Genomic DNA, 24,088 nt, shown 5'->3' on the forward strand with positions numbered 1-24,088 from the left:
TTTGAGCGTAACGGTCACTGCTCGTGGCGTATAAGGTGATTGCTGCAAAGCGATCGGCTGCCTAGGCTGTGGGCATCGTCAAGGGAGAACGCTCATGCTCGGTCCACTGGCATCACTCAAGGTTCTGGATTTCTCGACACTGCTGCCGGGGCCGTTCGCCTCGTTGCTGCTGGCGGACATGGGCGCCGAAGTGCTGCGCATCGAATCACCGACTCGCATGGACCTGTTGCGGGTGTTGCCGCCCCACGATCAAGGCGTGTCAGCCAGTCATGCCTACCTCAACCGCAACAAGCGCAGCCTCGCCCTGGACCTCAAACAGCCTGAGGCCCTTGAGGTGATCAGGTCGTTGCTGCAGGACTACGACATCGTGCTCGAGCAGTTCCGTCCGGGTGTCATGGAGCGTCTGGGCCTGGGCTACGAAGCCCTGAAGGCGATCAATCCAAAACTGATTTATGTGTCGATCACCGGCTACGGCCAGACCGGCCCCTACAAGGACCGCGCCGGCCATGACATCAACTACCTGGCCCTGTCCGGACTGGCGAGTTACACCGGCCGTGCCGACAGTGGGCCGCTGCCGCTGGGCATGCAGGTGGCGGATGTCGCCGGTGGTTCGCTGCACGGGGTGATTGGCCTGCTGGCGGCGGTCATCGCCCGGCAGCAAACCGGTCAGGGCCAGCACCTGGATGTCAGCATGACCGACTGCGCGTTCAGCCTGAATGCGCTGGCGGGTGCCGGGTATCTGGCCTGCGGCGTCGAGCCGGGGCCGGAAAACCAGGTGCTCAATGGCGGCAGCTTTTACGATTACTACCGCTCCCGGGATGGGCGCTGGCTGTCGGTGGGCAGCCTGGAGCCGGTGTTCATGAAGCAGTTGTGCGCGGCGTTGGGGCTGGAGGAACTGGCTGGCCTCGGCCTGTCACCGCAACCGGCGCAGCAGAAACAGCTAAAAGACGCGCTGAGGGTCGAATTCGAAAAGCATGATTTTGCCGAGTTGCGTGCGCTGTTCGCGGAACTGGATGCGTGCGTCGAACCGGTGTTGAGCCTGGGAGAAGCGCTGTGTCATCCGCAGTTGCAAGCGCGGGAGTTGGTGACCGATGTGCCGCGGGACGATGGTTCAACCCAGGCGCAGATGGCATGCCCGCTGAAGTTTTCAGAGGGCTTGCCTGAGCCTCGGCATATTGGCGCGGCGCTGGGGCAGCATACCGATCAGGTGTTGGGGGAGTTGGGGTTTAGCGTTGAGCGGATTGCTCAATTGCGGTTCGCCAAGGTAATTCTCTAGCGTCTGCTCCGGCCTCTTCGCGGGCAAGCCCGCTCCCACAGGGATTCGCGTCGATGACAAGTTCTGTGGACAACCCCGGCCACTGTGGGAGCGGGCTTGCCCGCGAAGAGGCCAGTACAGCCACCACAAATCTCGCTATTCGACCCGCATCTCCCCACTGTACACCAAGGTGTTGCGACACCGCCGGCACAGATACCGCCGCCCTTGCCGAACCAGGCTGTGGCGCTGGGCCGAGAACGGGAAGTCGCTGTCGGCGCACGGGCACTTGTAGATGTAGCGGGTCACGCTGCGGCGTTTGACGTCATAGGTGTGGCAGCGGTTGGGCGGCAGTTCATATACGCCGCGCATGATCAATTGCCACTCTTCGCCATGGGGCTGGATGCGGTCGCCGAACAGTTGGTGGGCGATCAGGTGCGCGACTTCATGGGCCACGGTCTGCTTGAGGAAGTCTTCGGCGTTTTCCCGGTACAGCTGCGGGTTGAAGCGCAGCAGGTTCTCGTGCAAATGCGCGACACCGGCTTTTTGCCCGCGCAGCTTGAGGCTCACCACGGGGCGTTTGAAAGGTCGTTTGAAAAAGGATTCGGCTAGTTGGAAACAGTCTTCGACGCGGGTATTGAGTTGCTCGGGCATGCTTGATGGATCTCCAGAGCGCTCGAGTATGCCGCAACACTCGGACCTTGCGAATCGCCAGGTTGATGAATGGTCGTGTGCCGCCTCGTTGCTGAAGAAAGAAAAGGCCGCCTTGCGGCGGCCCTTGTCGGCAGTTCCGATTTTCAGTGATGAGCGGCTAACTGGTGTAGACCGGGCCCACGCCGAGTCCCCAGACAATTACTGTGAATGCCATGATGGCGACCAGCACCACCAGGCCTACGGCGAGCACTGAACTTGAAAACAGGAAACCCTCGTCAGATGGAATGTTCATGAATGTCGGCAAGCCCACATACAGCAAGTACACCGTGTAGCAGATGGCGGCGGTGCCGACGATCATCCCCAGCCACAAGTGTGGGTACAAGGCCGCGAGGCCGCCGATGAACAGCGGTGTAGCGGTGTAGGTTGCAAACGCAATGCAGCGGGCCAGGCTTGGGTTGGCGTCATAGGTGCGGGCCATCCAGTGGATGAATGCGCCCATTACCGCGACACCGCCGAGCATCGCCAGGTACGACATGATCGTCATCCATATCGCGCTTTCTACGGTCAGCATGACGGGCGGTCGATTGCCGATGACCCAGCCGACCTGTGTGGTACCAATAAAGGCAGACACGGCGGGGATCGCCGCCAGGATCAGCGTATGGGTCAGGTACATGTGGCTGATGCTTTCCTCCTGGTCGCCACGGATTTCTTTCCATTCTTGGTCAGGGTGGGTGAAGAGCCCCACTACGTGATGGATCATGCCAGTCACTCCTCTTGTTTTTACCATCGCCCCCCAGCGGAGCGCCTACGGGCCAATGCGGCCAAGCAAGTCATAGGTCTGAATTTGTACGCGACCTTATGTCGCAGTATAGGGAGGAGTTTCCCCAGTGGGAGTAGGGGCTTTAGAGCAAATCGCGCTGTAAACACAGTTGTTAATCGCCGCGGGGTCTGTGGCGAACAGCCCATTTGGCGAGGCACTTCGCCCCTGAGGTGTTTTTGCGTAAAATGCCGGCCTTTCGTCACACCTCACGGATTTCGCGTCATGGGCACTCTCACGGTCAACCAGAACAAACTGCAAAAGCGCCTTCGCCGACTGGCCGGTGAGGCAGTTGCCGATTTCAACATGATTGAAGACGGCGACAAGGTCATGGTCTGCCTGTCCGGTGGCAAGGACAGCTACACCATGCTCGATGTGCTGATGCACTTGCAGAAGGTCGCGCCGATCAAATTCGAGATCGTGGCCGTGAACATGGACCAGAAACAGCCGGGTTTCCCGGAGCACGTGCTGCCGGCCTACCTCAAGGAGCTGGGGATCGAGTACCACATCGTCGAGAAAGACACCTATTCGGTGGTCAAGGAGCTGATTCCGGAAGGCAAGACCACCTGCTCGCTGTGCTCGCGCCTGCGTCGTGGCACGCTATACACCTTTGCCGATGAAATCGGCGCGACCAAGATGGCACTCGGTCACCATCGCGACGACATCGTCGAAACGTTCTTCCTGAACATGTTCTTCAACGGTTCGCTCAAGGCCATGCCACCGAAGCTGCGCGCTGATGATGGTCGCAACGTGGTGATCCGCCCGCTGGCCTACTGCAACGAAAAAGACATCCAGGCCTACTCGGACTTCAAGCAATTCCCGATCATTCCGTGCAACCTCTGCGGTTCCCAGGAGAACCTGCAGCGTCAGGTGGTCAAGGAAATGCTGCTGGACTGGGAGCGCAAGACCCCAGGCCGTACCGAGAGCATTTTCCGCAGCCTGCAGAACGTGATCCCGTCGCAATTGGCGGACCGCAACCTGTTCGACTTCACCAGCCTCAAGATCGACGAAAGCGCGGCTTCGCGATTCGTCAACGTGGTCAACCTCTGATTAAAACTGTGGGAGCGGGCTTGCTCGCGAATGCGTAGTGTCAGTCGACATCAATGTTGAATGACGCACCGCCTTCGCGAGCAAGCCCGCTCCCACTTTGGTTTTTCGTTTCAATCCTCAGGAGAGGGCATGCGCGATTACAAGTGGCTCAATGAATACTGTCTGAACCGCTTCGGTTCGGCGGCTGAACTGGAAGCCCATCTGCCCGTTCCCAAGACCCCGGCGCAACTGCGCAAGATCAGCGACGATCGCTACCTCTCGATGATGGCGTTGCGGGTATTCCGCGCCGGGCTCAAGCACAGCCTGGTGGATGCCAAGTGGCCGGCCTTCGAAGAAGTGTTCTTCAAGTTCGACCCGGAAAAAGTCGTGCTGATGAGCGCCGAGCACCTTGAGCGCCTGATGCAGGACACGCGGATCATCCGTCACCTGGGCAAGCTCAAGAGCGTGCCGCGCAATGCGCAGTTCATACTGGACGTCGCCTATGAAAAGGGCAGCTTCGGTGCGCTGATCGCCGACTGGCCGGTGACCGATATCGTCGGGCTCTGGACCTTCCTGAAAAAACGCGGACATCAGTTGGGCGGGCTGTCAGCCCCGCGCTTCTTGCGGATGATCGGCAAGGACACCTTTGTGCCGAGCTATGACGTGGTGGCGGCGCTCAATGCGCAGGACATCGTCGACAAGGTGCCGAGCAGTCTGCGCGACCTGGCGTTGGTGCAGGACGTGTTCAACCAGTGGCATGAGGAAAGTGGCGGGCGGCCGATGAGCCAGATTTCGATGATGCTGGCTTACACCGTCAATCATTGAGACCGCGTCGCCCCCTTTGCGAGCAAGCCCGCTCCCACATTTGAAATGCGATCAGATGTGGGAGCGGGCTTGCTCGCGAAGGCGTCTGGTCAGGCGACGGAAATCTCACCCTCGCCAGCCAGCTTGCGGTTCAACTGGTACCGCCAGCGCACATACAACAGCGCCGAGCAGAATACCGCCAGGCTCGCGCCCATCTCCAGCAAGCCAAAGACTTGCCGGTTCGGGTCATAGGCAGCCAATGCGCCCTTGATGAAATACAGGTTCACCACAAAGCACATCCACGAATGCCCGCGTGGGCTGCCGATGATCATCCCCGGCGCCAGAATCAGCAGCGGCACCAGCTCGATCAACAGAATCACCCAAGGGCGTGCACCGTGCAGGTCGGCGACCGCCAGGTAGTAAACGCAAAGCAGCCCCACCAGGCCGAAAAAACACAGCAGGCTGATGGCGCGCATCGCCTTGACCCGTGGTTCGAGCCATTCGAGGGCGGGCAGGATCTTCGGCTTCTTGGCCACCTCAGCTCTCCAGTTTCTGCGCAGTCTTGGCCAGGCGCATGCCGAGTGCCCGGCACAGCGCCACTTCATGGGTATCCAGGCCGCTTTTGCCGTCGGCACCGGCGTGATGACTGGCGCCGTATGGCGTGCCGCCGCCCTGGGTTTCCAGCAGTGCCGACTCGCTGTAGGGCAGGCCTGTGATCAGCATGCCGTGGTGCAGCAGCGGCAGCATCATCGATAGCAGGGTGGTTTCCTGGCCGCCGTGCAGGCTCGCCGTGGAGGTGAACACACCGGCCGGTTTGCCCACCAGGGCACCGGTCAGCCACAGGTTGCTGGTACCGTCGAGAAAGTACTTGAGCGGCGCGGCCATGTTGCCGAAGCGGGTCGGGCTACCAAGCGCCAGACCGGCACAGTTCTTCAGGTCGTCGAGACTGGCATACAGCGCGCCCTCGTCGGGAATCTCCGGCGAAACGGCTTCGCACTCGGTGGAAATCGCCGGCACCGTGCGCAGACGGGCCTCAAGCCCGGCCTGTTCGACACCACGGGCGATCTGCCGGGCCATTTCGTTGGTCGAGCCGCTGCGGCTGTAGTACAGAACCAGAATGTACGGTGCACTCATGGCAACAGTTCCAGGATCTGTTCCGGTGGGCGGCCGATGATGGCCTTGTCGCCGACTTCAAGAATCGGTCGCTCCATCAGTTTCGGGTGGGCGGCGATGGCGGCGATCAATTGCGCCTCGCTCAGGCTGCTGTCAGCCAGGTCGAGGGTCTTGTACTCGTCCTCGCCGGTGCGCAGCAATTGCCGGGCGCTGATCCCGAGTTTGCCCAGCAGGCTCTGGATCTGCGCGGCGTCCAGCGGGGTTTCCAGGTAACGGACCACGGTCGGGGTCAGGCCACGGACTTCAAGCAGTTCGAGCGCACCGCGGGATTTCGAGCAGCGCGGGTTGTGATAAAGCGTCAGATCGGTCATGAGCGGGTCGCATCTTGCGTAAGGTGGCGGCTATTCTAACTGTGCGGCGCGCAATCCAGAACCGTGAGAGGCGATGGGTCGCAGGCGCATTCTATTTTTGACAAGGAACACGACATGACAAGGCGACTGGCGGCAGCATTGGCGATCATCGGGGCGTTGATGCTGGGGGGCTGCGGTAATGACTATGGCATCGACCAGGACGGCCACAAGATCGCCGCCGACCGACTGGACGGCAAATGGCTGGTGCTTAACTACTGGGCAGAATGGTGCGGGCCTTGCCGTACTGAAATCCCGGAGTTGAATGCCTTGGCCGAGCAGCTCAAGGACAGGAAAATCGGTGTGTTCGGGGTCAATTTCGACAACGTCCAGGGGCAAGAGCTGAAGGGCGCGAGCGAGAAACTGGGGATCAGGTTCACCGTGCTGGCCCAGGACCCTTCCGAACTGTTCGAGCTGCCGCGCAGCGAGGCGTTGCCGGTGACCTACATCATCGATAACAAGGGCAAGGTGCGTGAGCAGTTGATGGGTGAACAGACGGCGGCGGGGGTGATGGCGAAGCTTGAGGCGTTGCAGGCAAAAAATTAAGGCAAAAGATCGCAGCCTTCGGCAGCTCCTACAGGTTTACGTCTAATCCTGTAGGAGCTGCCGAAGGCTGCGATCTTTTTTGCGGATCAACCCTCCTCAAGCCACCAACGCAACGGCTTGCCTTCGGCTGGCCAGAAGCGTATCTGCTCGATCGGGGAGACGTCCCAGCGCTGGACGTTTTCCAGGGCCTGAAGGAAGCGTTTTTCCTGTTCCATCAGCGCCGGCGCGCACAATTTGCGGGTGCTGCCGATTTTGCCGAAGGTCAGTTTGTCGCCATCGAGGGTGTACGGCGCAAACCAGTGGTTGCAGCCGCCATTGCCGTAGGCCCGGCCGTCTTCGCCGAGGGTGATGGTCAGGTGGCTGTAGTCCATCAACGGCCGCTCGCCGATCCACTCCAGAATGTAGCTGCGATTCTGTTGCAGTTGCACCGGCTCGGCGGCGCAGCCCAGCAGGCTGGCGCCGACCATGGCGGTCAGAGCGAGGCGTTTCATCACGCAGGCTCCTGGCATTTCGGGCACAGGTGTTTCTCGCCGACGGTGGTCCAGCCCAGCTCGGCAATCCGCGCGGTGGCGGCAGGCTTTTCGGCCTTGTTGCCCAGCTTGGCATCGACGGCGAACTCGAAGCTCAGCTCTTTGGCGCAGCTGTCACAGTTCACTTGCCAGGTGTGGATGGCCAGTTCGCCGAACACCGGGCCACTGGCCACCGCGACCCATTGGCCGGGCGGGTTGATCAGGTGGCGAACCGTTTCGACGGTCAGGCGCATGGACAAGTCCTTGGCACCCTTGAGGGTCACGACCAGCACGTCATTGTTGCGAATCGAACCACCGTTGCCGGTGACTTGATAGCGCCCCGGCACCAGGGCGCGGCATTCGGTGAGGGTGTGTTGCGGGTTCATCAGGCTGTAGCGGAAATCGTGTTCGACCATGGGTCCTCCAAATATGCGCGATATGCTATCACGGGCTTGCACACCGCACCGCGCAGGCAGATGACCTTCGATCCGTTTCAGTCTCCCGTCACCTGGTTTTCCGGGGTGCCCGCCGTCCAGGCTGCAATGTTGCGCAATGTGGTGGCGGCAATCGCGCCCAGCGCTTCGCGGGTCAGGAAGGCCTGGTGCGCGGTGACGATCACGTTAGGAAAGGTCAGCAGCCGTGCCAGCACATCGTCTTGCAGCGGCAGGTCGGAGCGGTCCTCGAAGAACAACTGCGCCTCCTCCTCATACACGTCCAGTCCCAGGTAACCCAGGCGACCGTCTTTCAGGGCATCGATCAGTGCCGGAGTGTCCACCAGACCGCCACGCCCGGTATTGATCAGCATCGCGCCCGGTTGCATGTGCGCCAGGGACTCGCGGTTGATCAAGTGCCTGCTCTGCTCGTTGAGCGGACAGTGCAGGCTGATGATCTGCGATTCGGCCAGCAGTTGCGGCAGGCTCAGGTAGCGCGCACCGAGGGCTTCGACCTGCGGGTTGGGGCAGGGGTCATAGGCCAGCAACTGGCAGCCAAATCCGCTCATGATTTTGGCGAAGGTGGCGCCAATCTGACCGGTGCCGACCACGCCGACGGTCTTGCCCACCAGATCGAAACCGGTCAGTCCATGCAGGCTGAAATCGCCTTCACGGGTCCTGTTGTAGGCACGGTGCAAGCGTCGGTTGAGCGCCAGGATCAACCCCACCGCGTGCTCGGCCACGGCGTGGGGCGAATAGGCCGGGACCCGCACAATCGCCAGTCCCAGACGTTTCGCCGCTGCCAGGTCGACATGGTTGTAACCGGCCGAACGCAGGGCGATCAGACGTGTGCCGCCGGCAGCCAGGCGTTCAAGCACCGGGGCGCCGAGATCATCGTTGATAAAGGCGCAGACCACCTCGTGATGTTCCGCCAGTGCCGCCGTATCCAGGCTCAGTCGCGCCGCCTGAAAGTGCAGCTCGATGCCGGCGGGCAGCTCGGCGGCGAGAAAACTGTCGCGGTCGTAGGTCTGGCTGCTGAAAAGAATCGTGCGCATGCTGTCCCCCTGAGAGTTGAAGCTTTCTGTAGCAGCTGTCGGAGCCTGCGTTCGGCGGCGCAGCCGTCGCAAAACAAGCCGCCGCAGTTCTGCAGGTTAGCCGCGGATACGGTTTTTACGACGGCTTCGCCGCCGAACGCAGCCTTCGGCAGCTGCTACATTAGCTTTCATGCAACCTGGCAGGGTTGCGCTGAATCAAGCATTGATACGCGCCTGGGCCGCCAGGCGATTGATCGCCCGGTCGAGCTCATCCAGTGCTACGCCGGCTTTCGGGTCCTGTTGCTTGAGCAGGGTTTCGCTGCGTTGGCAGGCCGCACGCAATTGCGGTACGCCGCAGTAACGCGTCGCGCCATGCAGGCGATGAACCCGTTCGATCAGGGCGTTGTGGTCGTTGCTTTGCTGAGCGAGGCGGATGGCTTCGCGGTCGGCTTCCAGGGATGCGAGCAACATCGCCAGCATGTCCGCCGCCAGATCAGCCTTGCCGGCGGCCAGGCGCAATCCTTCCTCGTGGTCGAGCACCAACAGGTCATGGGCGCCAGCATGCCCATCGCCGGAGCGCTCCGGGCTGTGATTACGCAGCGCCAGACCAGTCCACTTCAGCACCACCTGCGCCAATTGCCGTTCGCTGATCGGTTTGGTCAGGTAGTCGTCCATGCCGCTTTGCAGCAGCGCGCGTTTTTCGTTGGCCATGGCGTGGGCGGTGAGGGCTACGATCGGCAAAGGCGTGCAATGGCGTTCGCTTTCCCACTGGCGGATCGCCTCGGTGCTCTGGCGACCGTCCATGCCGGGCATCTGCACGTCCATCAACACCAGATCGAATGTCTCGTTCTGCACAGCCTTGATGGCGGCATAACCGCTTTCCACCGCGAGCACCCTGGCGCCCATGTCTTCGAGCAGGGTCTGTACCAGCATCAGGTTGGCCGGATTGTCGTCGACGCACAGCACCTTCGGGGCACGGCTGGACACCGGTTCACCCGGCTCGCTGCGCATCGGGCGCGGGCTGACCAGATCAGACAGGGAGCGTCGCAGCTTGCGGGTGCAGGCCGGTTTCGCCTGAAGCTGGCTGTGGGGGTTGGGCACGGAAAGATGGAACAGTGTCTGTTCCGTGGTAGGGCACAGCACCAACACTTTGCAGCCAAGATGCTCGAGGTCCCAGATGTGCTGGTTCAGGCGTTCCGGCGGCATGTCGTTGCTGGTGATGCCGAGCACGGCAAGGTCGATCGCCTGGTCGGTCTGATGGGCGGCGGTGACGCCATTGGTCAGGCTTTCCAGGGTATTGAACGGTGTGGTGCTGAGGCCGCAGTCTTCCAGTTGATGCTGCAATGCCTGCCGCGCCAGCTCGTGGTTTTCCAGTACTGCCACCCGTCGTCCGAGCAAGGGCGCGCAAGGAAGGTCTTCGACATCGTCGCGGGCTTTGGGCAGGCTCAGGCTGATCCAGAACTCCGAGCCTTCCCCCGGCGTGCTGTCGACGCCGATCTCGCCGCCCATCTGTTCGATCAGACGCTTGGAAATCACCAGGCCCAGGCCAGTGCCGCCGGGTTGTCGCGACAGCGAGTTGTCGGCCTGGCTGAAGGCCTGGAACAGGGCGCGTACGTCCTGGTTCGACAGACCGATGCCGGTGTCCTGAATGCTGATGCGCAACTGCACGGTGTCTTCGTGTTCTTCTTCGAGCATGGCGCGGGCGACGATGGTGCCTTCGCGGGTGAACTTGATCGCGTTGCTCACCAGGTTCGTCAGGATCTGCTTGAGCCGCAGCGGGTCGCCCACCAGTGACAGCGGTGTGTCCCGGTACACCAGGCTCACCAGTTCCAGCTGCTTGGCGTGGGCGGCGGGGGCGAGGATGGTCAGGGTGTCCTGGAGCAGGTCGCGCAGGTTGAACGGAATATGGTCGAGCACCAGCTTGCCGGCCTCTATTTTCGAAAAGTCGAGAATCTCGTTGATGATGCCCAGCAGGCTGTCGGCGGATTTTTCGATGGTGCCCAGGTAGTCAAGCTGGCGCGGGGTGAGTTCGCTTTTTTGCAGCAGGTGGGTGAAGCCGAGAATGCCGTTGAGCGGCGTGCGGATTTCATGGCTCATGTTGGCCAGGAATTCGGACTTGATCCGGCTTGCCTCCAGAGCCTCCTTGCGCGCAAGGTCCAGCTCGATGTTCTGGATCTCGATGGTTTCCAGGTTCTGGCGCACGTCTTCGGTGGCCTGGTCGATGCTGTGCTGCAATTCTTCCTGCGCATTTTGCAGGGTGCCGGCCATGCGGTTGATGCCGGAGGCCAGTTCGTCCAGTTCCTGGCTGCCGAGGGGCGGCAAGCGGGTTTCCAGATGACCGTCCTTGAGTTGGGCCACTGCCTGCTTGATCTGACTCAACGGCCGATTGATCGTTCGGCCCATACGCAGGGCCAGCAGTGCCGCACCCGTGAGTCCCGCAATGATCAGCATCAGGCTGGCGAACAGGCTGCGGTAACCGCGCAACAGCATGCTGTTATGGGACAGTTCAAGTTCGACCCAGCCCAGCAGGCGGTCGGCCTCTTCGGGTATCACGTCCCCGGCCAGGTTGCGGTGTTTGCCGAATACCGGCAGCAGATAGCGGGTCGCATCGCTGCCACTGCGGCGCAGCATCTGCGTGCCACTGCCTGAGGGTGTCTGGTTGAGCATGGTCGGGCCGGCGTGGGCCAGCAGCGTGCGGTCAGGAGCCAGGAAGGTCACGGCCCGCACGTCGGTTTGTTCCAGGGCCTGGGTGGCGATGCGCTCGAGCAGTTCGTTGTCCTGATGGCCCATGGCTGGCGCTGTCAGTGGCGCCAGCTGCTCGGCGATCATTTCGCCGCGCTGCATGAGTTGGGATTGCAGGTCAGCCTGTTGCATCCAGGTAAAATATCCCCCCAGCACCAACGCCATCAGGCTGGTTGGCAACAGGGTCAGCAATAGCACGCGGCCTTTGATTCCCAGTTTCTTGAGCACGCATCTCTCCTGCATCCCGCAATTTATTGACCTGCACATGCGTCCGCCATGCACCACCTTGCGCAGTGTAGCGATTTGCTCGCGGGCAATCCTCGTAAAAATGGTGCGGTCATTCGTCGGCCCGGGCAACTCTTTGGCAATGCGGACAAACCGTGGGTTGCCCCTGGCGAGGCAATCTTGAATAATCACTTAACTGAGAATTGTTTGCAGATAGTCATGACTCCCATCGCTGCCGCCCCCCCGCGAATCCTGTCCATCGAAGACGACCTTGTGCTCGGCGCCTACGTTCATGAGCATCTGGACCGCAGCGGCTTCCAGGTGACCTGGTGCCAGAACGGTCAGGAAGGCCTGGACATCGCCCGTCGGCAACCTTTCGACGTGGTGTTGATGGATATTCTGCTGCCGGGCCTGGACGGCCTGGCGGTGCTGACCCAATTGCGCCAGAGCCATTCCACCCCGGTGTTGCTGATGTCGGCCCTCGGCGCCGAGGCCGATCGCATCAGCGGCTTTCGTCTGGGGGCCGATGATTACCTGCCAAAGCCCTTCAGCATGGTGGAGTTGCGGGTGCGCATCGAAGCCATACTACGGCGGGTGGCACTCGACCGCCGGCCGGTGCCGACAGTGCCTGTTCCTTCGATGGACAGCCTGCGCTTCGACGATGAAAGCTTCGAGGTCTTTTATGGCGAACAGGCCGGCGGCCTGACCCGCAGCGAGTATCGGTTGCTGGAGACTTTGCACCGCAGTACCGATGAAGTGTTAAGCAAAGCCTTCCTTTATCAACAGGTACTGCAACGCGGTTACGCGACCCATGACCGCAGCCTGGACATGCACATCAGCCAGATCCGTCGCAAGCTCAAGGCCATTGGCTACACCGAGCGCGAAGTGCGTACGGTATGGGGCAAGGGTTACATCCTGAGCGCCACTGATGAAATGTAACTTGCCGGGCAGGCATTCGCTGTTCTGGAAACTGGCCTGTCTATTGGTCGCTTTCTGTCTGCTGATGATCTGGCTGAGTTGGTCCTGGGGCCGGTACATGGAGCAGCGTAACCAGTTCCTCTCCGATGAGGCTCGCGGCACCCTGACACGCTATGCCGCCGAGGCCGAGCAGGCATGGCGGCAGCGCCAGAGCGCCGGTGTCGATGACTGGCTGCAAGGCATGCATCAGCGGGAAAAAGGCTGGGTCGGTGTCATCGGCGGTGATTTGCAGTCCTTGAGCAACCAATCGCTGACGGAGAAGGAAGTCGAACGCCTGACTTTTTTACGCGGCCTCGATTGGCCGATCCACAAGAAAGGCCAACCGTGGATGCGCATACCGTTTCCCGGCGACCCGTCCGCCGGCAGCCTGGTGATCGAGCTGCCCAAGCGCTTCGTACCCGGGCGTTACCGGGTGTTCTGGCGGGTGATCACCAACGGCGTGATTCCCGGATTGTTCACCTTGCTGCTGTGCGTCGGGCTGTATCGCGAGTTGGTGGTGCCGCTCAACAGCCTGCGTGAACAGGCCAATGCCTGGCGTGCCGATCAACTGAACGTACGGCTGTCGACCCGGACCACCAATCGATCGGATGAATTGGGTGAGTTGGGTCGGGCGTTCGATCACATGTCTGAACGTCTGCAAAGCACCGTGGCCTTGCAGCAGCAACTGCTGCGCGACTTGTCCCACGAATTGCGTACGCCCCTGAGCCGCTTGCGGGTGGCCAGTGAAAGCGAGCAGGAGCTGGAAGCCTTGCGCGAACGCATCGGTCGCGAGGTCGATGGCATGCAGCGGCTTGTGGAAGACACCTTGCAACTGGCCTGGCTGGACACCGAGCGCACCCGCTTGCCCGACGAAGCGATCCAGATCCAGGCGCTGTGGGAGATGCTCACGGAGAATGCCTGCTATGAAAGTGGCTGGCCCGATACGCAGTTGCAATGCACGGTGGAGTCATCCTGCTGGGTACGCGGTCATCTGAATACTCTGGCCCAGGCATTGGAAAATATTCTGCGTAATGCGATTCGGCATTCACCGGCTGGCGGCATTGTCCAACTGAGCGGTCAGCGTGATGGCGATTTCTGGCACCTGTGGCTGGAAGATCAGGGCGGCGGCGTGGCGCAAGCTGATCTGGAGCGGATCTTCCTGCCGTTCACCCGACTCGACGGTTCGAGGCCGGGGGATGGTGGGTTTGGCCTGGGTCTGAGCATCGCCAGGAATGCGGTGCAGCGTCAGGGCGGGCAGCTTTGGGCGCAGAACACCGGGAGCGGGTTGCGGATGAATATGCAGTTGGTGGCGGATGATGGAACTGTCAGTGATGACGTCTTTGCAAGCCCGCTCGCGTAGAGGCTCTCCTATCCTCCAGTACTCTGATTTTGCCAGAGCGTTCCCAAGTTTCTGTACGACATTTCCCAAGGGGTATCACCGGTTATTTCAAGCATCCCTGGCAGTTTAAGCTCACGCTTTTACTCATGTTCAAGGACCCAGGCATGATTGCCCCCCACGTTCCCGGCAACCTAGCCGAGGACCGTTTCAATGAAGTGCTTGGGCTCATTCAACGTGCCAGGCGCCAGGCCATGCAGTCGGTCAATACCCAACTGATCGAGTTGTACTGGCAGGTTGGTGCCTATATCAGCCGCAAGCTGGAGAAAGCTGAATGGGGCGATTCCGTGGTCGGTCAACTCGCCGTGCACCTGGCTCAGACTCAACCGGGTTTGCGTGGTTTTACCCGTCCCAATCTGTTTCGTATGCGTCAGTTCTACGAGACTTACCGGGGCGACGTGAAAGTCTCACCGCTGGTGAGACAATTACCCTGGACCCAAAATCTGGTCATCTTCAGCCAAAGCAAACTCCCGGAAGAGCGGGAGTTTTACTTGCGTATGGCGATCCAGGAGAAATGGTCGAAGCGCGAACTGGAGCGACAGTTCAAGGCAGCGCTGTTTGAACGCAGCGTGACCCAGCCGGCCAAAGTCTCCGCAGTTTTGAAACAAGCCCACCCCTCTGCGTTAGAGATATTCCGTGATGCCTACATGGTCGAGTTTCTCGACTTGCCCGGCGCCCACGCCGAAACGGATCTGCATCGGGGCTTACTGGGACGCCTCAAGCAGTTCTTGAGTGAGCTTGGCCGCGATTTCTGCTTTGTCGGCTCCGAATACCCTTTACAAGTCGGCGGGCGTGATTTTGCACTGGACCTGTTGTTCTTTCACCGCGGTCTCAACTGCCTGGTGGCCATCGAGCTCAAGGTCGGCCGTTTCGAGCCGGAGTATTTGGGCAAGTTGGGCTTCTATCTGGAAGCCCTGGATCGCGAAGAACGCAAACCTCATGAAAACCTCGCAATTGGGGTATTGCTCTGCGCCAGTAAGGATGACGAAGTTGTCGAGTACGCCCTCAATCGCAGCTTGTCTCCAGCACTGATCGCTGAGTATCAGGTGCAGCTACCGGATAAACAGTTGTTGCAGGCCAAACTGCATGAGTTTTATGCACTGAATACGGCGCAAGGGGAGGGTGGAGAAGCGACTTCAGGTTCTACTTTGTGATTGTCTTTCGGCGCCTCTTTAGGATCGCGTAAGGAAAATGGAAGGGGGGGCTTCCCAAAAAATGCCACCCTTATTCCCATAAGCCATAAGCACCACACTTTGCGTGATATGGCCTGGGAACGTTTGCCGGTATGATAGGTGCCCCCGCAGTCTGGATTGCGAATACGCCATGACCTTGCAGTACCCAACCATCGCCGATTGCGTCGGCAACACTCCGCTGGTCCGTTTGCAGCGCCTGCCCGGCGCCACCAGCAATACCCTTTTGCTCAAGCTCGAAGGGAACAACCCGGCGGGTTCGGTCAAGGACCGTCCGGCGCTGTCGATGATCACCCGCGCCGAACTGCGCGGGCAGATCCACGCCGGCGATACGCTGATCGAAGCGACCTCGGGTAACACCGGGATCGCCCTGGCCATGGCCGCTGCGATCAAGGGTTACAAGATGATCCTGATCATGCCGGACAACTCCAGCGCCGAGCGCAAAGCGGCCATGACGGCCTATGGCGCCGAGCTGATTCTGGTCAGCCAGGAGCAGGGTATGGAAGGCGCCCGTGACCTGGCGCAGAAGATGGAAGCCGAAGGTTGCGGCAAGGTACTGGATCAGTTCGCCAACGGTGATAACCCCGAGGCGCACTACACCACCACCGGCCCGGAAATCTGGCGCCAGACCCAGGGCACCATCACCCATTTCGTCAGCTCCATGGGCACCACCGGCACCATCATGGGCGTGTCGCGCTACTTGAAAGAGCAGAACGACAACGTGCAGATCATCGGCCTGCAACCGATGGAAGGCTCGGCGATCCCGGGTATCCGCCGCTGGCCTCAGGAATACCTGCCGAAGATCTACCAGGCCGACCGCGTGGACCGGATCGTCGACATGGCCCAAAGCGAAGCCGAAGACGTGACCCGTCGTCTGGCCCGCGAAGAAGGCATTTTCTGTGGCGTGTCCTCGGGCGGTGCCGTAGCGGCAATGCTGCGTCTGTCCAAAGAAGTTGAAAACGCGGTGATCGTCGCGATCATCTGCGACCGTGGCGACCGTTACCTGTCGACCGGCATTTTCGACGCGCCCAACTGATGGCCAAACATGAAAGAGGCCTGCGCTTCCAGCCCACCGGCGGCAGCAAGGCCCCGCAAGTCCCGACCGGCAAAAAGCAGCGCCTGACCATCGAGCGCCTGGCCAATGACGGTCGCGGTATCGCGTTTTTCGAAGGCCGCACCTGGTTCGTCATCGGCGCATTGGCCGGTGAAGAGATCGAGGCGCGCGTCCTCGGTGCCCACGGCAAAGTGGTCGAGGCGCGTACCGAACGGGTGTTCAAGGCCAGCGAATTACGCCGCGCGGCACCGTGCGCCCACGCCGGCCGTTGCGGCGGATGCAGCGTGCAGCATCTGCCTCACAATGAACAACTCGCCCTGAAACAGCGCATGCTCGCCGAGCAGTTGTCGAGGGTCGCAGGTGTCGAACCCGAAGAGTGGGCGGCGCCATTGAGCGGTGCTGAGTTCGCTTACCGGCGTCGCGCCCGCGTGGCAGTGCGCTGGGACATGAAGGCGAAAAAACTCGAAGTCGGTTTCCGTGCCGCCGGCAGCCAGGACATCGTTGGCATTGATGATTGCCCGGTGCTGGTACAGCCCTTGCAACCGATCATGAGCCGCTTGCCGGAGATGCTGCGGCGCTTGAGCAAACCCCAGGCACTCGGGCATGTGGAGTTGTTCAGCGGCTCGAAGCTGGCCGTGTTGCTGCGGCACATGGCGCCGTTGTCCGACGCCGACCTGACGATCCTCAAGGATTTCTGCGCGTTCCATGAAGCCCAGTTGTGGCTGCATGGCGACGGTGAACCGCAACCGGTCGAGGCTGGGCAGTCGCTGGGCTATCGTCTTGAACAGTGGGATCTGGAGCTGGCTTACCGGCCAGGGGATTTCATCCAGGTCAACGCCGCCGTCAACGAAGCGATGGTCGCCCAGGCACTGGACTGGTTGAAGCCGACAGCGGATGAGCGTGTACTCGATCTGTTCTGTGGCCTGGGCAACTTTGCCTTGCCGCTGGCCAAGGCCGCTCGTGAGGTGGTGGCGGTCGAAGGCGTGCAGGTGATGGTCGATCGGGCAGCGGCGAATGCGGCTAGCAATAATCTGCATAACGCGAGGTTTTTTCAGGCCGATTTATCCCAGCCTTTGACGGACGCTGAATGGGCCGACGAAGGCTTTTGTGCGGTACTCTTGGACCCACCGCGTGACGGTGCTTTCGAGGTCGTGCGCAAGCTCAGGACCCTGGGCGCCGAACGATTGGTGTATGTGTCGTGCAACCCGGCAACTCTGGCGCGCGACACGGTCGAATTGATCAAGCAGGGCTACCGGTTAAAACGTGCCGGGATTCTCGATATGTTTCCTCAAACGGCACATGTCGAGGCCATGGCGTTATTTGAAGCGAGCTAGGATGCTCGTCTGGTCCGACTGGCCCGCCCGTGCAGCCGCGCACCAGCCCGACGTGGGCGCACGGGCAACGAAGGTCAGCGATTTGACGCATTGAATCTGCGTCGTAGGGAAGGTAAGCAAGATGGTACAGGTGAGAGCACACCAGCCGATCAACACCGACGGCAGTATCAATCTCGAGGCTTGGCTCGATCATGCGGTCAGTGTCGATCTGGCACTGGATCGCGAAGCCTTGAAAGAGGCCTGCGAGTACGCTCGCGAGGCCGAACAACAAGCCAATGCGGCACAGAATCTGTGGTCGGAAGGTAACTCGACTTTCCGTACCGGGCTTGAGATCGCCGAGATTCTCGCCGACCTCAAACTCGACCAGGACTCACTGGTCGCCGCGATCCTGTATCGAGGCGTACGTGAAGGCCAGATCAAGTTGCCGGCGGTCAGCCAGCGCTTCGGTCCGGTGGTGTCCAAGCTCATCGACGGCGTGCAGCGCATGGCCGCGATCAGCGACAGTCTGAGCCCGCGCAAATCCCTGGTGCTGGGCACCCAGGGCCAGGTGGAAAACCTGCGCAAGATGCTGGTGGCCATGGTCGACGACGTTCGCGTTGCCCTGATCAAACTGGCCGAGCGTACTTGCGCAATCCGTGCGGTGAAGACCGCCGACGACGAAAAGCGCAATCGCGTGGCCCGTGAAGTCTTCGACATCTACGCGCCGCTGGCCCATCGCCTGGGTATCGGTCACATCAAGTGGGAACTGGAAGACTTGTCCTTCCGTTACCTGGAGCCTGACCAGTACAAGCAGATCGCCAAGTTGCTCCATGAGCGGCGACTGGATCGCGAACGCTTTATCAGCGACGTGATGAGCCAGCTGAAAAACGAATTGCAGGCCACCGGTGTCGATGCCGACATCAGCGGCCGGGCCAAACACATCTATTCGATCTGGCGCAAAATGCAGCGCAAGGGTCTGGAGTTCAGCCAGATCTACGACGTGCGTGCCGTTCGCGTGCTGGTGCCGGAAATGCGCGACTGTTACACCGCGCTCGGCATCGTCCACACCCTGTGGCGACACATCCCGAAAGAGTTCGACGACTACATCGCCAACCCCAAGGAAAACGGCTATCGCTCGTTGCACACCGCGGTGATCGGGCCCGAGGGCAAGGTGCTGGAAGTGCAGATTCGCACCCACTCGATGCACGAAGAAGCCGAACTCGGCGTATGTGCGCATTGGCGCTACAAAGGCACCGACGTCAAGTCCGGCTCCAATCACTACGAAGAGAAAATCTCCTGGCTGCGCCAAGTGCTCGAATGGCACGAAGAGCTGGGTGACATCGGTGGCCTGGCGGAACAGTTGCGGGTCGATATCGAGCCGGACCGGGTCTACATCTTCACCCCGGACGGTCACGCCATCGACTTGCCGAAGGGCGCGACCCCGCTGGACTTCGCCTACCGCGTCCACACCGAAATCGGTCACAACTGCCGTGGCGCCAAGATCAACGGGCGCATCGTGCCGCTCAACTACAGCCTGCAAACCGGTGAGCAGGTCGAGATCATCACCAGCAAGCACGGCACCCCGAGCCGCGACTGGCTGAACCCGAACCTGGGCTATGTCACCACGTCGCGGGCACGGGCGAAGATCGTTCACTGGTTCAAGTTGCAGGCTCGCGACCAGAACGTCGCGGCTGGTAAAACCCTGCTCGAGCGCGAACTCAATCGACTCGGTCTACCGGCGGTGGATTTCGACAAGCTGGCCGACAAGGCCAACATGAAAACCGCCGAAGACCTGTTCGCCGCCCTCGGCGCCGGGGATCTGCGCCTGGCGCAACTGGTCAACCTGGCGCAGCAACTGGTCGAGCCGGAGCGTGGCAACGAACAGCTTGAACTCATACCGCGCAAGGCCACCGGCTACAAACCGGGCAAGCGCGGCGACATCCAGATCCAGGGCGTCGGCAACCTGATGACCCAGATGGCCGGTTGCTGCCAGCCGCTGCCGGGGGATGCCATCGTCGGTTACATCACCCAGGGCCGTGGCGTGAGCATTCACCGCCAGGACTGCGCCTCGGTGCTGCAACTGAGCGGGCGGGAGCCAGAGCGAATCATCCAGGTCAGCTGGGGCCCGGTGCCGGTGCTCACCTATCCGGTGGATATCGTCATTCGCGCCTACGACCGTTCCGGTCTGCTGCGTGACGTCTCGCAGGTGCTGCTCAATGAGCGGATCAACGTGCTGGCGGTCAACACCCGCTCGAACAAAGAGGACAACACCGCGTTGATGTCCCTGACCATCGAGATTCCGGGGCTGGATGCGTTGGGACGGTTGCTGGGGCGGATTTCCCAGTTGCCGAACATCATCGAAACCCGGCGTAACCGTACGCCGTGAAGACCGGTGCCGATCCAATGTGGGAGCGGGCTTGCTCGCGAAAGCGGTGTGTCAGTCGGCAACTGTGTTGCCTGATACTCCCTCTTCGCGAGCAAGCCCGCTCCCACAGGGCCCAGTAGAGTTTGATAAATGTATTCACTTGAAGATTTATTGCACCTGATGAACCGCCTGCGCGACCCGCAGTACGGTTGCCCGTGGGATCTCAAGCAAACCTGGGCCACCATCGTCCCGCACACCCTTGAAGAAGCCTATGAAGTTGCCGATGCCATTGAGCGCGGTGACTTCGATCACGTGCAGGGTGAGCTGGGCGATCTGCTGTTCCAGGTGGTGTATTACAGTCAACTGGCCCGAGAAGAAGGGCGCTTCGAGTTCGCCGGCGTGGTCGACAGCATCACCCGCAAGCTGATCCGCCGTCATCCCCACGTGTTCCCCACCGGCGATCTCTACGCACCACTGGATGTCCCGCGCCTGAGTGAAGCGCAGGTCAAGCAGCGTTGGGAAGAGATCAAGGCCGAGGAGCGCGCAGAGAAGTCCTCAGCTCCAGAGCAGCTGTCATTGCTCGATGACGTCCCCGCTGCATTGCCGGCGTTGTCACGTTCGGCGAAATTGCAAAAGCGCGCAGGGCAGGTCGGCTTCGACTGGCCGGACGTCTTGCCGGTGCTCGATAAAGTGCGTGAAGAGCTCGATGAAGTCCTCGAAGCCATGTCGGAAAATGATCCCGAGGCCGTGGCCGACGAGATCGGTGACCTGCTGTTTTCCGTGGTCAATCTGGCGCGGCATCTCAAGGTTGATCCGGAAACCGCACTGCGTGGCGCCAACGGCAAGTTTGAAAGACGCTTTCGTTTTATCGAACAGGCATTGCGCGACACCCGCCGTCCCATGGAAGATTGCACCCTCGAAGAGTTGGACGCCTTGTGGGGCGAAGCCAAACGTCAGGAAAAAAATTTGCCCAGCTGCGGTTGAGCAGTAGCCTAAGTGAGTAATAAGCACCATGAGCATTTCCCTTCGCGACCAGTTGCTCAAAGCAGGGCTGGTCAACCAGAAGCAGGCCAAGCAGGTCAGCAAAGACAAGCAGAAACAGCAACGCCTGGCCCACAAAGGCCAGATCGAGCTGGATGACTCCCAGCAACGCGCGGCACAGGAAGCCATGGCCGAGAAGGTCAAGCGCGACCAGGAGCTCAACCGCCAGCAGCAGGAAAAGGCCGAGGCCAAGGCCCGTGCCGCGCAGGTCAAGCAATTGATCGAAGTCTCGCGCCTGCCGAAATTGACGACCGAGGATTACTACAACTTCGTCGACGACAAGAAGGTCAAGCGCATCTGCGTCAACACCCTGATGCGCAACAAACTCAGCAGCGGTTCGCTGGCCATCGTGCATCACGCCGGCGGCTACGAAGTGATTCCGCGCGAGGCGGCACTGAAGATTCAGGAGCGCGACCCGCAACGCATCGTGCAGTTGAATGTGCAGACCGAAGAAGTCAGCGTCGAGGATGATCCGTACGCGGCTTACAAGATCCCTGATGATCTGATGTGGTAGTCGCTTCTCTGGCATTACATGTTTGTTAGTACATTGCTGGATTAATCAATCGAACCCGAAAGATCGCGCCGATACGATCTCTCGGGTTTTCTTTTGCCCGGAATATTCTCGGGGAGAGAACTAATGGAATGAAGTTCAATGACGGCATGAGCGACGGTGAGTGCGAGGTGGTGAAACTTGAGGCGGGCTGGATCGTCGGTGTTGTTCCTTCGGTGGTGATCGACGACTCCCTTCATTTAGCGGTCATTCAGATTGCCTGAGCCGCGTGCTCCGATCGCAGCCTGCCCGTGGGGGGAGGGGCAGGCTGCACGGTGGTGGAGTCTGTCTTCAACGGCTTGCGAGCTCGCGATCACGCTCGAGCATTTCCAGTTCGGCCCTGTAGTGCTGCGCTTCGGTCTCGGAGTGGAACATCCCGACCAGCAGGTCTTGTTGATGCACGTCCCAGATCCGGATACCGGCGGCTACACCCTCGTGGGATTTATGTGAATCGTCGCGTTCAGTTACTTTTACTGTCATCTGCTAGCTCCAATCTCTGTTATCTGCAGCAAGGCGTGTGCAGGCCTCTGTTATAGGTGTTGGTAGCTTGCTAAGTAAACGACTGAATTTGGGACGGGTTTTTTGCAAAAACGGAAACAGTCCTGCAGCCCGCGGAATCCGCGACATTCAGTCGTCGGGCGTTTAGTTTCATGACAAACGTTTCATGTTGAGAGCACCGAAAATCCTGTTTAGAGCACAGGTATTGCCTCTGTCCCGGGCTTTTCTCAAGGCAAAAAAAACGCCCCGAACCAGTCGGGGCGTTTTCATGTGCGGCTCAGCAGCGGGGAATTACTTGCCTTCCCAGCGCTTCAGTACCAGCGTGGCGTTGGTGCCACCGAAACCGAAGCTGTTGCTCATCACGGTGTTGATGGTGGCGTTTTCGCGGGTCTTGGTCAGCACCGGCAGGTCGGCCACTTCAGGGTCCAGCTCGTCGATGTTGGCGGAGCCGGCAATGAAGTTGCCTTCCATCATCAGCATGCAGTAGATCGCTTCGTGAACGCCGGCGGCGCCCAGGGAGTGACCCGACAGGCTCTTGGTGGAGCTGATGGCCGGAGCCTTGTCGCCGAACACTTCACGCACACCTTTCATTTCCGCGACGTCACCGACCGGGGTCGAGGTGCCGTGGGTGTTCAGGTAGTCGATCGGAGTATCGACGGTGGAGAGCGCCTGCTGCATGCAGCGGATCGCGCCTTCGCCACTTGGGGCAACCATGTCGTAGCCGTCGGAGGTCGCGCCGTAGCCGACGATTTCCGCGTAGATCTTGGCGCCACGGGCCAGAGCGTGTTCCAGCTCTTCAACCACGACCATGCCGCCACCGCCGGCGATGACGAAACCGTCACGGTCAGCGTCGTAGGCACGGGAAGCTTTTTCCGGAGTGTCGTTGCGCTTGCTGGACAGGGCGCCCATGGCGTCGAACAGGAACGACTGGCTCCAGTGCTCTTCTTCACCGCCACCGGCGAAGACGATGTCCTGCTTGCCCATCTGGATCTGTTCCATGGCGGTACCGATGCAGTGAGCACTGGTGGCGCAGGCAGAAGCGATGGAGTAGTTCAGGCCCTTGATCTTGAACGGAGTGGCCAGGCATGCCGAAACGGTGCTGCTCATGGTCCGCGTTACGCGGTATGGGCCGACGCGCTTGACGCCTTTCTCGCGCAGGATGTCCAGCGCTTCCATCTGGTTCAGGGTCGATGCGCCACCGGAACCGGCGATCAGGCCGGTACGCGGGTTGGACACCTGCTCTTCGGTCAGGCCGGAGTCGGTGATGGCGTCTTTCATGGCCAGGTAGGCATAAGCTGCCGCGTGGCCGACGAAGCGATAGATCTTTCGATCGATCAGTTCTTCAAGGTTGAGGTCAATGGAGCCGGAAACCTGGCTACGCAGACCCATTTCGGCATATTCCGGATTGAACCGGATGCCAGGGCGGCTTGCACGCAGGTTAGCGGAGACGGTCTCTTTGTCATTGCCCAGGCAAGAAACGATGCCCAGACCAGTGATAACGACGCGGCGCATGCGGATAACCCTTAGAAGTTGTCAGTGGAGGTGAACACGCCGACCCGGAGGCCTTCGGCGGTGTAGATTTCGCGACCGTCGACAGTGACCGAACCGTCGGCGATGGCCAGGTTCAGCTTGCCCTTGAGGACGCGCTTGATATGAATGTTATAGGTGACTTTCTTGGCGGTCGGCAGGACCTGGCCGAAGAATTTCACTTCGCCCGAACCCAGCGCACGGCCACGGCCCGGCAGGCCTTGCCAGCCCAGGAAGAAGCCGACCAGTTGCCACATGGCGTCGAGGCCCAGGCAGCCCGGCATCACCGGATCGCCTTCGAAGTGGCAGGCGAAGAACCACAGGTCCGGATTGATATCCAGCTCGGCGACCAATTCACCTTTGCCGTACTTGCCACCTTCTTCGCTGATCAGGGTGATGCGATCAACCATCAGCATGTTCGGGGCGGGCAGTTGCGCGTTACCTGGGCCGAACAGCTCACCGCGACTGCAGCGCAGCAGGTCTTCCCGGGTAAAGGCGTTTTGTTTGGTCATGCGAGCTCCTCAATAGTCCCATGCGGCAGGTGGGGCAAATCTTCCCGGCCGATCGAAGCGTTCATGCCTCGAACCGGCAGCCTACTCATAGACTATTGCGTTGTGGTGAAAGTCACAGCACC

At 60.6% G+C, this 24,088-nt stretch carries 25 protein-coding genes; 13 read left to right on the top strand and 12 right to left on the bottom strand.

Annotation, left to right across the window (positions count from 1 at the left end):
- Nucleotides 1-94: 94 nt before the first annotated feature.
- A complete protein-coding gene (locus AC07W4_RS22210; RefSeq protein WP_495033998.1) occupies nucleotides 95-1,276 on the top strand; it encodes a CaiB/BaiF CoA transferase family protein in 1,182 nt (393 codons plus the stop codon).
- A 135-nt stretch (nucleotides 1,277-1,411) separates the two neighbouring features.
- Here AC07W4_RS22210 and AC07W4_RS22215 read toward each other — a convergent pair whose 3' ends face one another.
- Together AC07W4_RS22215 and AC07W4_RS22220 are read right to left on the bottom strand one after the other, a co-directional pair.
- Entirely contained in the window at nucleotides 1,412-1,906 is a 495-nt protein-coding gene (locus AC07W4_RS22215) for a SprT family zinc-dependent metalloprotease (protein ID WP_495033999.1), read from the bottom strand.
- Between the two features lie 157 nt (nucleotides 1,907-2,063).
- Nucleotides 2,064-2,666, bottom strand: a complete 603-nt coding sequence (locus tag AC07W4_RS22220) for a Yip1 family protein (protein WP_008051494.1) — start codon at nucleotides 2,664-2,666, stop codon at nucleotides 2,064-2,066.
- A gap of 282 nt (nucleotides 2,667-2,948) precedes the next feature.
- Here AC07W4_RS22220 and ttcA point away from each other — a divergent pair, with 282 nt between their 5' ends.
- Together ttcA and AC07W4_RS22230 are read left to right on the top strand one after the other, a co-directional pair.
- A complete protein-coding gene (gene ttcA, locus AC07W4_RS22225; protein ID WP_008051493.1) occupies nucleotides 2,949-3,773 on the top strand; it encodes a tRNA 2-thiocytidine(32) synthetase TtcA in 825 nt (274 codons plus the stop codon).
- 129 nt (nucleotides 3,774-3,902) lie between these two features.
- Nucleotides 3,903-4,577 (top strand): DNA-3-methyladenine glycosylase I, encoded by a 675-nt coding sequence (locus AC07W4_RS22230; RefSeq protein WP_495034000.1) that lies wholly within the window; start codon nucleotides 3,903-3,905, stop codon nucleotides 4,575-4,577.
- Nucleotides 4,578-4,666: 89 nt separating this feature from the next.
- Here AC07W4_RS22230 and AC07W4_RS22235 read toward each other — a convergent pair whose 3' ends face one another.
- Genes AC07W4_RS22235 through arsC form a run of 3 tightly spaced genes read right to left on the bottom strand, consistent with a single transcriptional unit; the run spans nucleotide 4,667 to nucleotide 6,040 of the window.
- Nucleotides 4,667-5,092: a DUF2069 domain-containing protein gene (locus AC07W4_RS22235; RefSeq protein WP_495034001.1), complete on the bottom strand. Its 426-nt coding sequence runs from the start codon at nucleotides 5,090-5,092 to the stop codon at nucleotides 4,667-4,669.
- Between the two features lies 1 nt (nucleotide 5,093).
- On the bottom strand, nucleotides 5,094-5,690 hold the full coding sequence (wrbA, locus tag AC07W4_RS22240; RefSeq protein ID WP_008003645.1) for an NAD(P)H:quinone oxidoreductase: 597 nt from the start codon (nucleotides 5,688-5,690) through the stop codon (nucleotides 5,094-5,096).
- On the bottom strand, nucleotides 5,687-6,040 hold the full coding sequence (gene arsC / locus AC07W4_RS22245; protein ID WP_008051490.1) for an arsenate reductase (glutaredoxin): 354 nt from the start codon (nucleotides 6,038-6,040) through the stop codon (nucleotides 5,687-5,689). Before arsC ends, wrbA begins: the two co-directional genes overlap by 4 nt.
- A gap of 114 nt (nucleotides 6,041-6,154) precedes the next feature.
- Here arsC and AC07W4_RS22250 point away from each other — a divergent pair, with 114 nt between their 5' ends.
- Complete coding sequence (locus AC07W4_RS22250; protein ID WP_008051488.1) at nucleotides 6,155-6,622, top strand: TlpA disulfide reductase family protein; 468 nt, start codon at nucleotides 6,155-6,157, stop codon at nucleotides 6,620-6,622.
- Between the two features lie 86 nt (nucleotides 6,623-6,708).
- Here the strand turns inward: AC07W4_RS22250 and AC07W4_RS22255 are convergent, their stop codons facing one another.
- The 4 genes from AC07W4_RS22255 to AC07W4_RS22270 form a co-directional block, all read right to left on the bottom strand.
- A complete protein-coding gene (locus AC07W4_RS22255) occupies nucleotides 6,709-7,113 on the bottom strand; it encodes an META domain-containing protein (RefSeq protein WP_495034002.1) in 405 nt (134 codons plus the stop codon).
- Nucleotides 7,113-7,547 (bottom strand): hypothetical protein, encoded by a 435-nt coding sequence (locus AC07W4_RS22260; protein ID WP_007988765.1) that lies wholly within the window; start codon nucleotides 7,545-7,547, stop codon nucleotides 7,113-7,115. Before AC07W4_RS22260 ends, AC07W4_RS22255 begins: the two co-directional genes overlap by 1 nt.
- Before the next feature lie 77 nt (nucleotides 7,548-7,624).
- Nucleotides 7,625-8,617, bottom strand: coding sequence for a 2-hydroxyacid dehydrogenase (locus tag AC07W4_RS22265; RefSeq protein ID WP_495034003.1), 993 nt, complete (start codon nucleotides 8,615-8,617; stop codon nucleotides 7,625-7,627).
- A 195-nt stretch (nucleotides 8,618-8,812) separates the two neighbouring features.
- Nucleotides 8,813-11,566 (bottom strand): response regulator, encoded by a 2,754-nt coding sequence (locus AC07W4_RS22270; protein ID WP_495034004.1) that lies wholly within the window; start codon nucleotides 11,564-11,566, stop codon nucleotides 8,813-8,815.
- Between the two features lie 216 nt (nucleotides 11,567-11,782).
- Here AC07W4_RS22270 and AC07W4_RS22275 point away from each other — a divergent pair, with 216 nt between their 5' ends.
- From AC07W4_RS22275 to AC07W4_RS22315, 9 genes are all read left to right on the top strand, one after another.
- Nucleotides 11,783-12,502, top strand: a complete 720-nt coding sequence (locus tag AC07W4_RS22275) for a response regulator transcription factor (protein ID WP_495034005.1) — start codon at nucleotides 11,783-11,785, stop codon at nucleotides 12,500-12,502.
- Entirely contained in the window at nucleotides 12,492-13,880 is a 1,389-nt protein-coding gene (locus AC07W4_RS22280; RefSeq protein WP_495034006.1) for a sensor histidine kinase, read from the top strand. The genes AC07W4_RS22275 and AC07W4_RS22280 overlap by 11 nt, the downstream gene beginning before the upstream one ends.
- Nucleotides 13,881-14,023: 143 nt before the next feature.
- Entirely contained in the window at nucleotides 14,024-15,070 is a 1,047-nt protein-coding gene (locus AC07W4_RS22285; protein WP_495034023.1) for a PDDEXK nuclease domain-containing protein, read from the top strand.
- A 169-nt stretch (nucleotides 15,071-15,239) separates the two neighbouring features.
- Entirely contained in the window at nucleotides 15,240-16,142 is a 903-nt protein-coding gene (cysM, locus tag AC07W4_RS22290; protein ID WP_007997169.1) for a cysteine synthase CysM, read from the top strand.
- On the top strand, nucleotides 16,142-17,494 hold the full coding sequence (gene rlmD, locus AC07W4_RS22295) for a 23S rRNA (uracil(1939)-C(5))-methyltransferase RlmD (protein WP_495034007.1): 1,353 nt from the start codon (nucleotides 16,142-16,144) through the stop codon (nucleotides 17,492-17,494). The genes cysM and rlmD overlap by 1 nt, the downstream gene beginning before the upstream one ends.
- A gap of 121 nt (nucleotides 17,495-17,615) precedes the next feature.
- Nucleotides 17,616-19,859, top strand: a complete 2,244-nt coding sequence (gene relA, locus AC07W4_RS22300; protein WP_095942666.1) for a GTP diphosphokinase — start codon at nucleotides 17,616-17,618, stop codon at nucleotides 19,857-19,859.
- Between the two features lie 129 nt (nucleotides 19,860-19,988).
- Nucleotides 19,989-20,822 (top strand): nucleoside triphosphate pyrophosphohydrolase, encoded by an 834-nt coding sequence (gene mazG / locus AC07W4_RS22305; protein ID WP_495034008.1) that lies wholly within the window; start codon nucleotides 19,989-19,991, stop codon nucleotides 20,820-20,822.
- Nucleotides 20,823-20,850: 28 nt separating this feature from the next.
- Nucleotides 20,851-21,393, top strand: a complete 543-nt coding sequence (locus AC07W4_RS22310; RefSeq protein ID WP_008051468.1) for a DUF2058 domain-containing protein — start codon at nucleotides 20,851-20,853, stop codon at nucleotides 21,391-21,393.
- Nucleotides 21,394-21,521: 128 nt separating this feature from the next.
- On the top strand, nucleotides 21,522-21,653 hold the full coding sequence (locus AC07W4_RS22315) for a hypothetical protein (protein ID WP_495034009.1): 132 nt from the start codon (nucleotides 21,522-21,524) through the stop codon (nucleotides 21,651-21,653).
- 67 nt (nucleotides 21,654-21,720) lie between these two features.
- Here the strand turns inward: AC07W4_RS22315 and AC07W4_RS22320 are convergent, their stop codons facing one another.
- From AC07W4_RS22320 to fabA, 3 genes are all read right to left on the bottom strand, one after another.
- Nucleotides 21,721-21,909: a hypothetical protein gene (locus tag AC07W4_RS22320; RefSeq protein WP_008051464.1), complete on the bottom strand. Its 189-nt coding sequence runs from the start codon at nucleotides 21,907-21,909 to the stop codon at nucleotides 21,721-21,723.
- Nucleotides 21,910-22,218: 309 nt separating this feature from the next.
- Nucleotides 22,219-23,439 carry a beta-ketoacyl-ACP synthase I gene (gene fabB / locus AC07W4_RS22325; RefSeq protein ID WP_007974551.1) on the bottom strand — a complete coding sequence of 407 codons (1,221 nt, stop codon included), beginning with the start codon at nucleotides 23,437-23,439 and terminating at the stop codon, nucleotides 22,219-22,221.
- An 11-nt stretch (nucleotides 23,440-23,450) separates the two neighbouring features.
- Nucleotides 23,451-23,966, bottom strand: coding sequence for a 3-hydroxyacyl-[acyl-carrier-protein] dehydratase FabA (fabA, locus tag AC07W4_RS22330; protein ID WP_003227150.1), 516 nt, complete (start codon nucleotides 23,964-23,966; stop codon nucleotides 23,451-23,453).
- Nucleotides 23,967-24,088: the final 122 nt, after the last annotated feature.

This window comes from Pseudomonas sp. GW821-FHT02A08 (assembly GCF_059422045.1).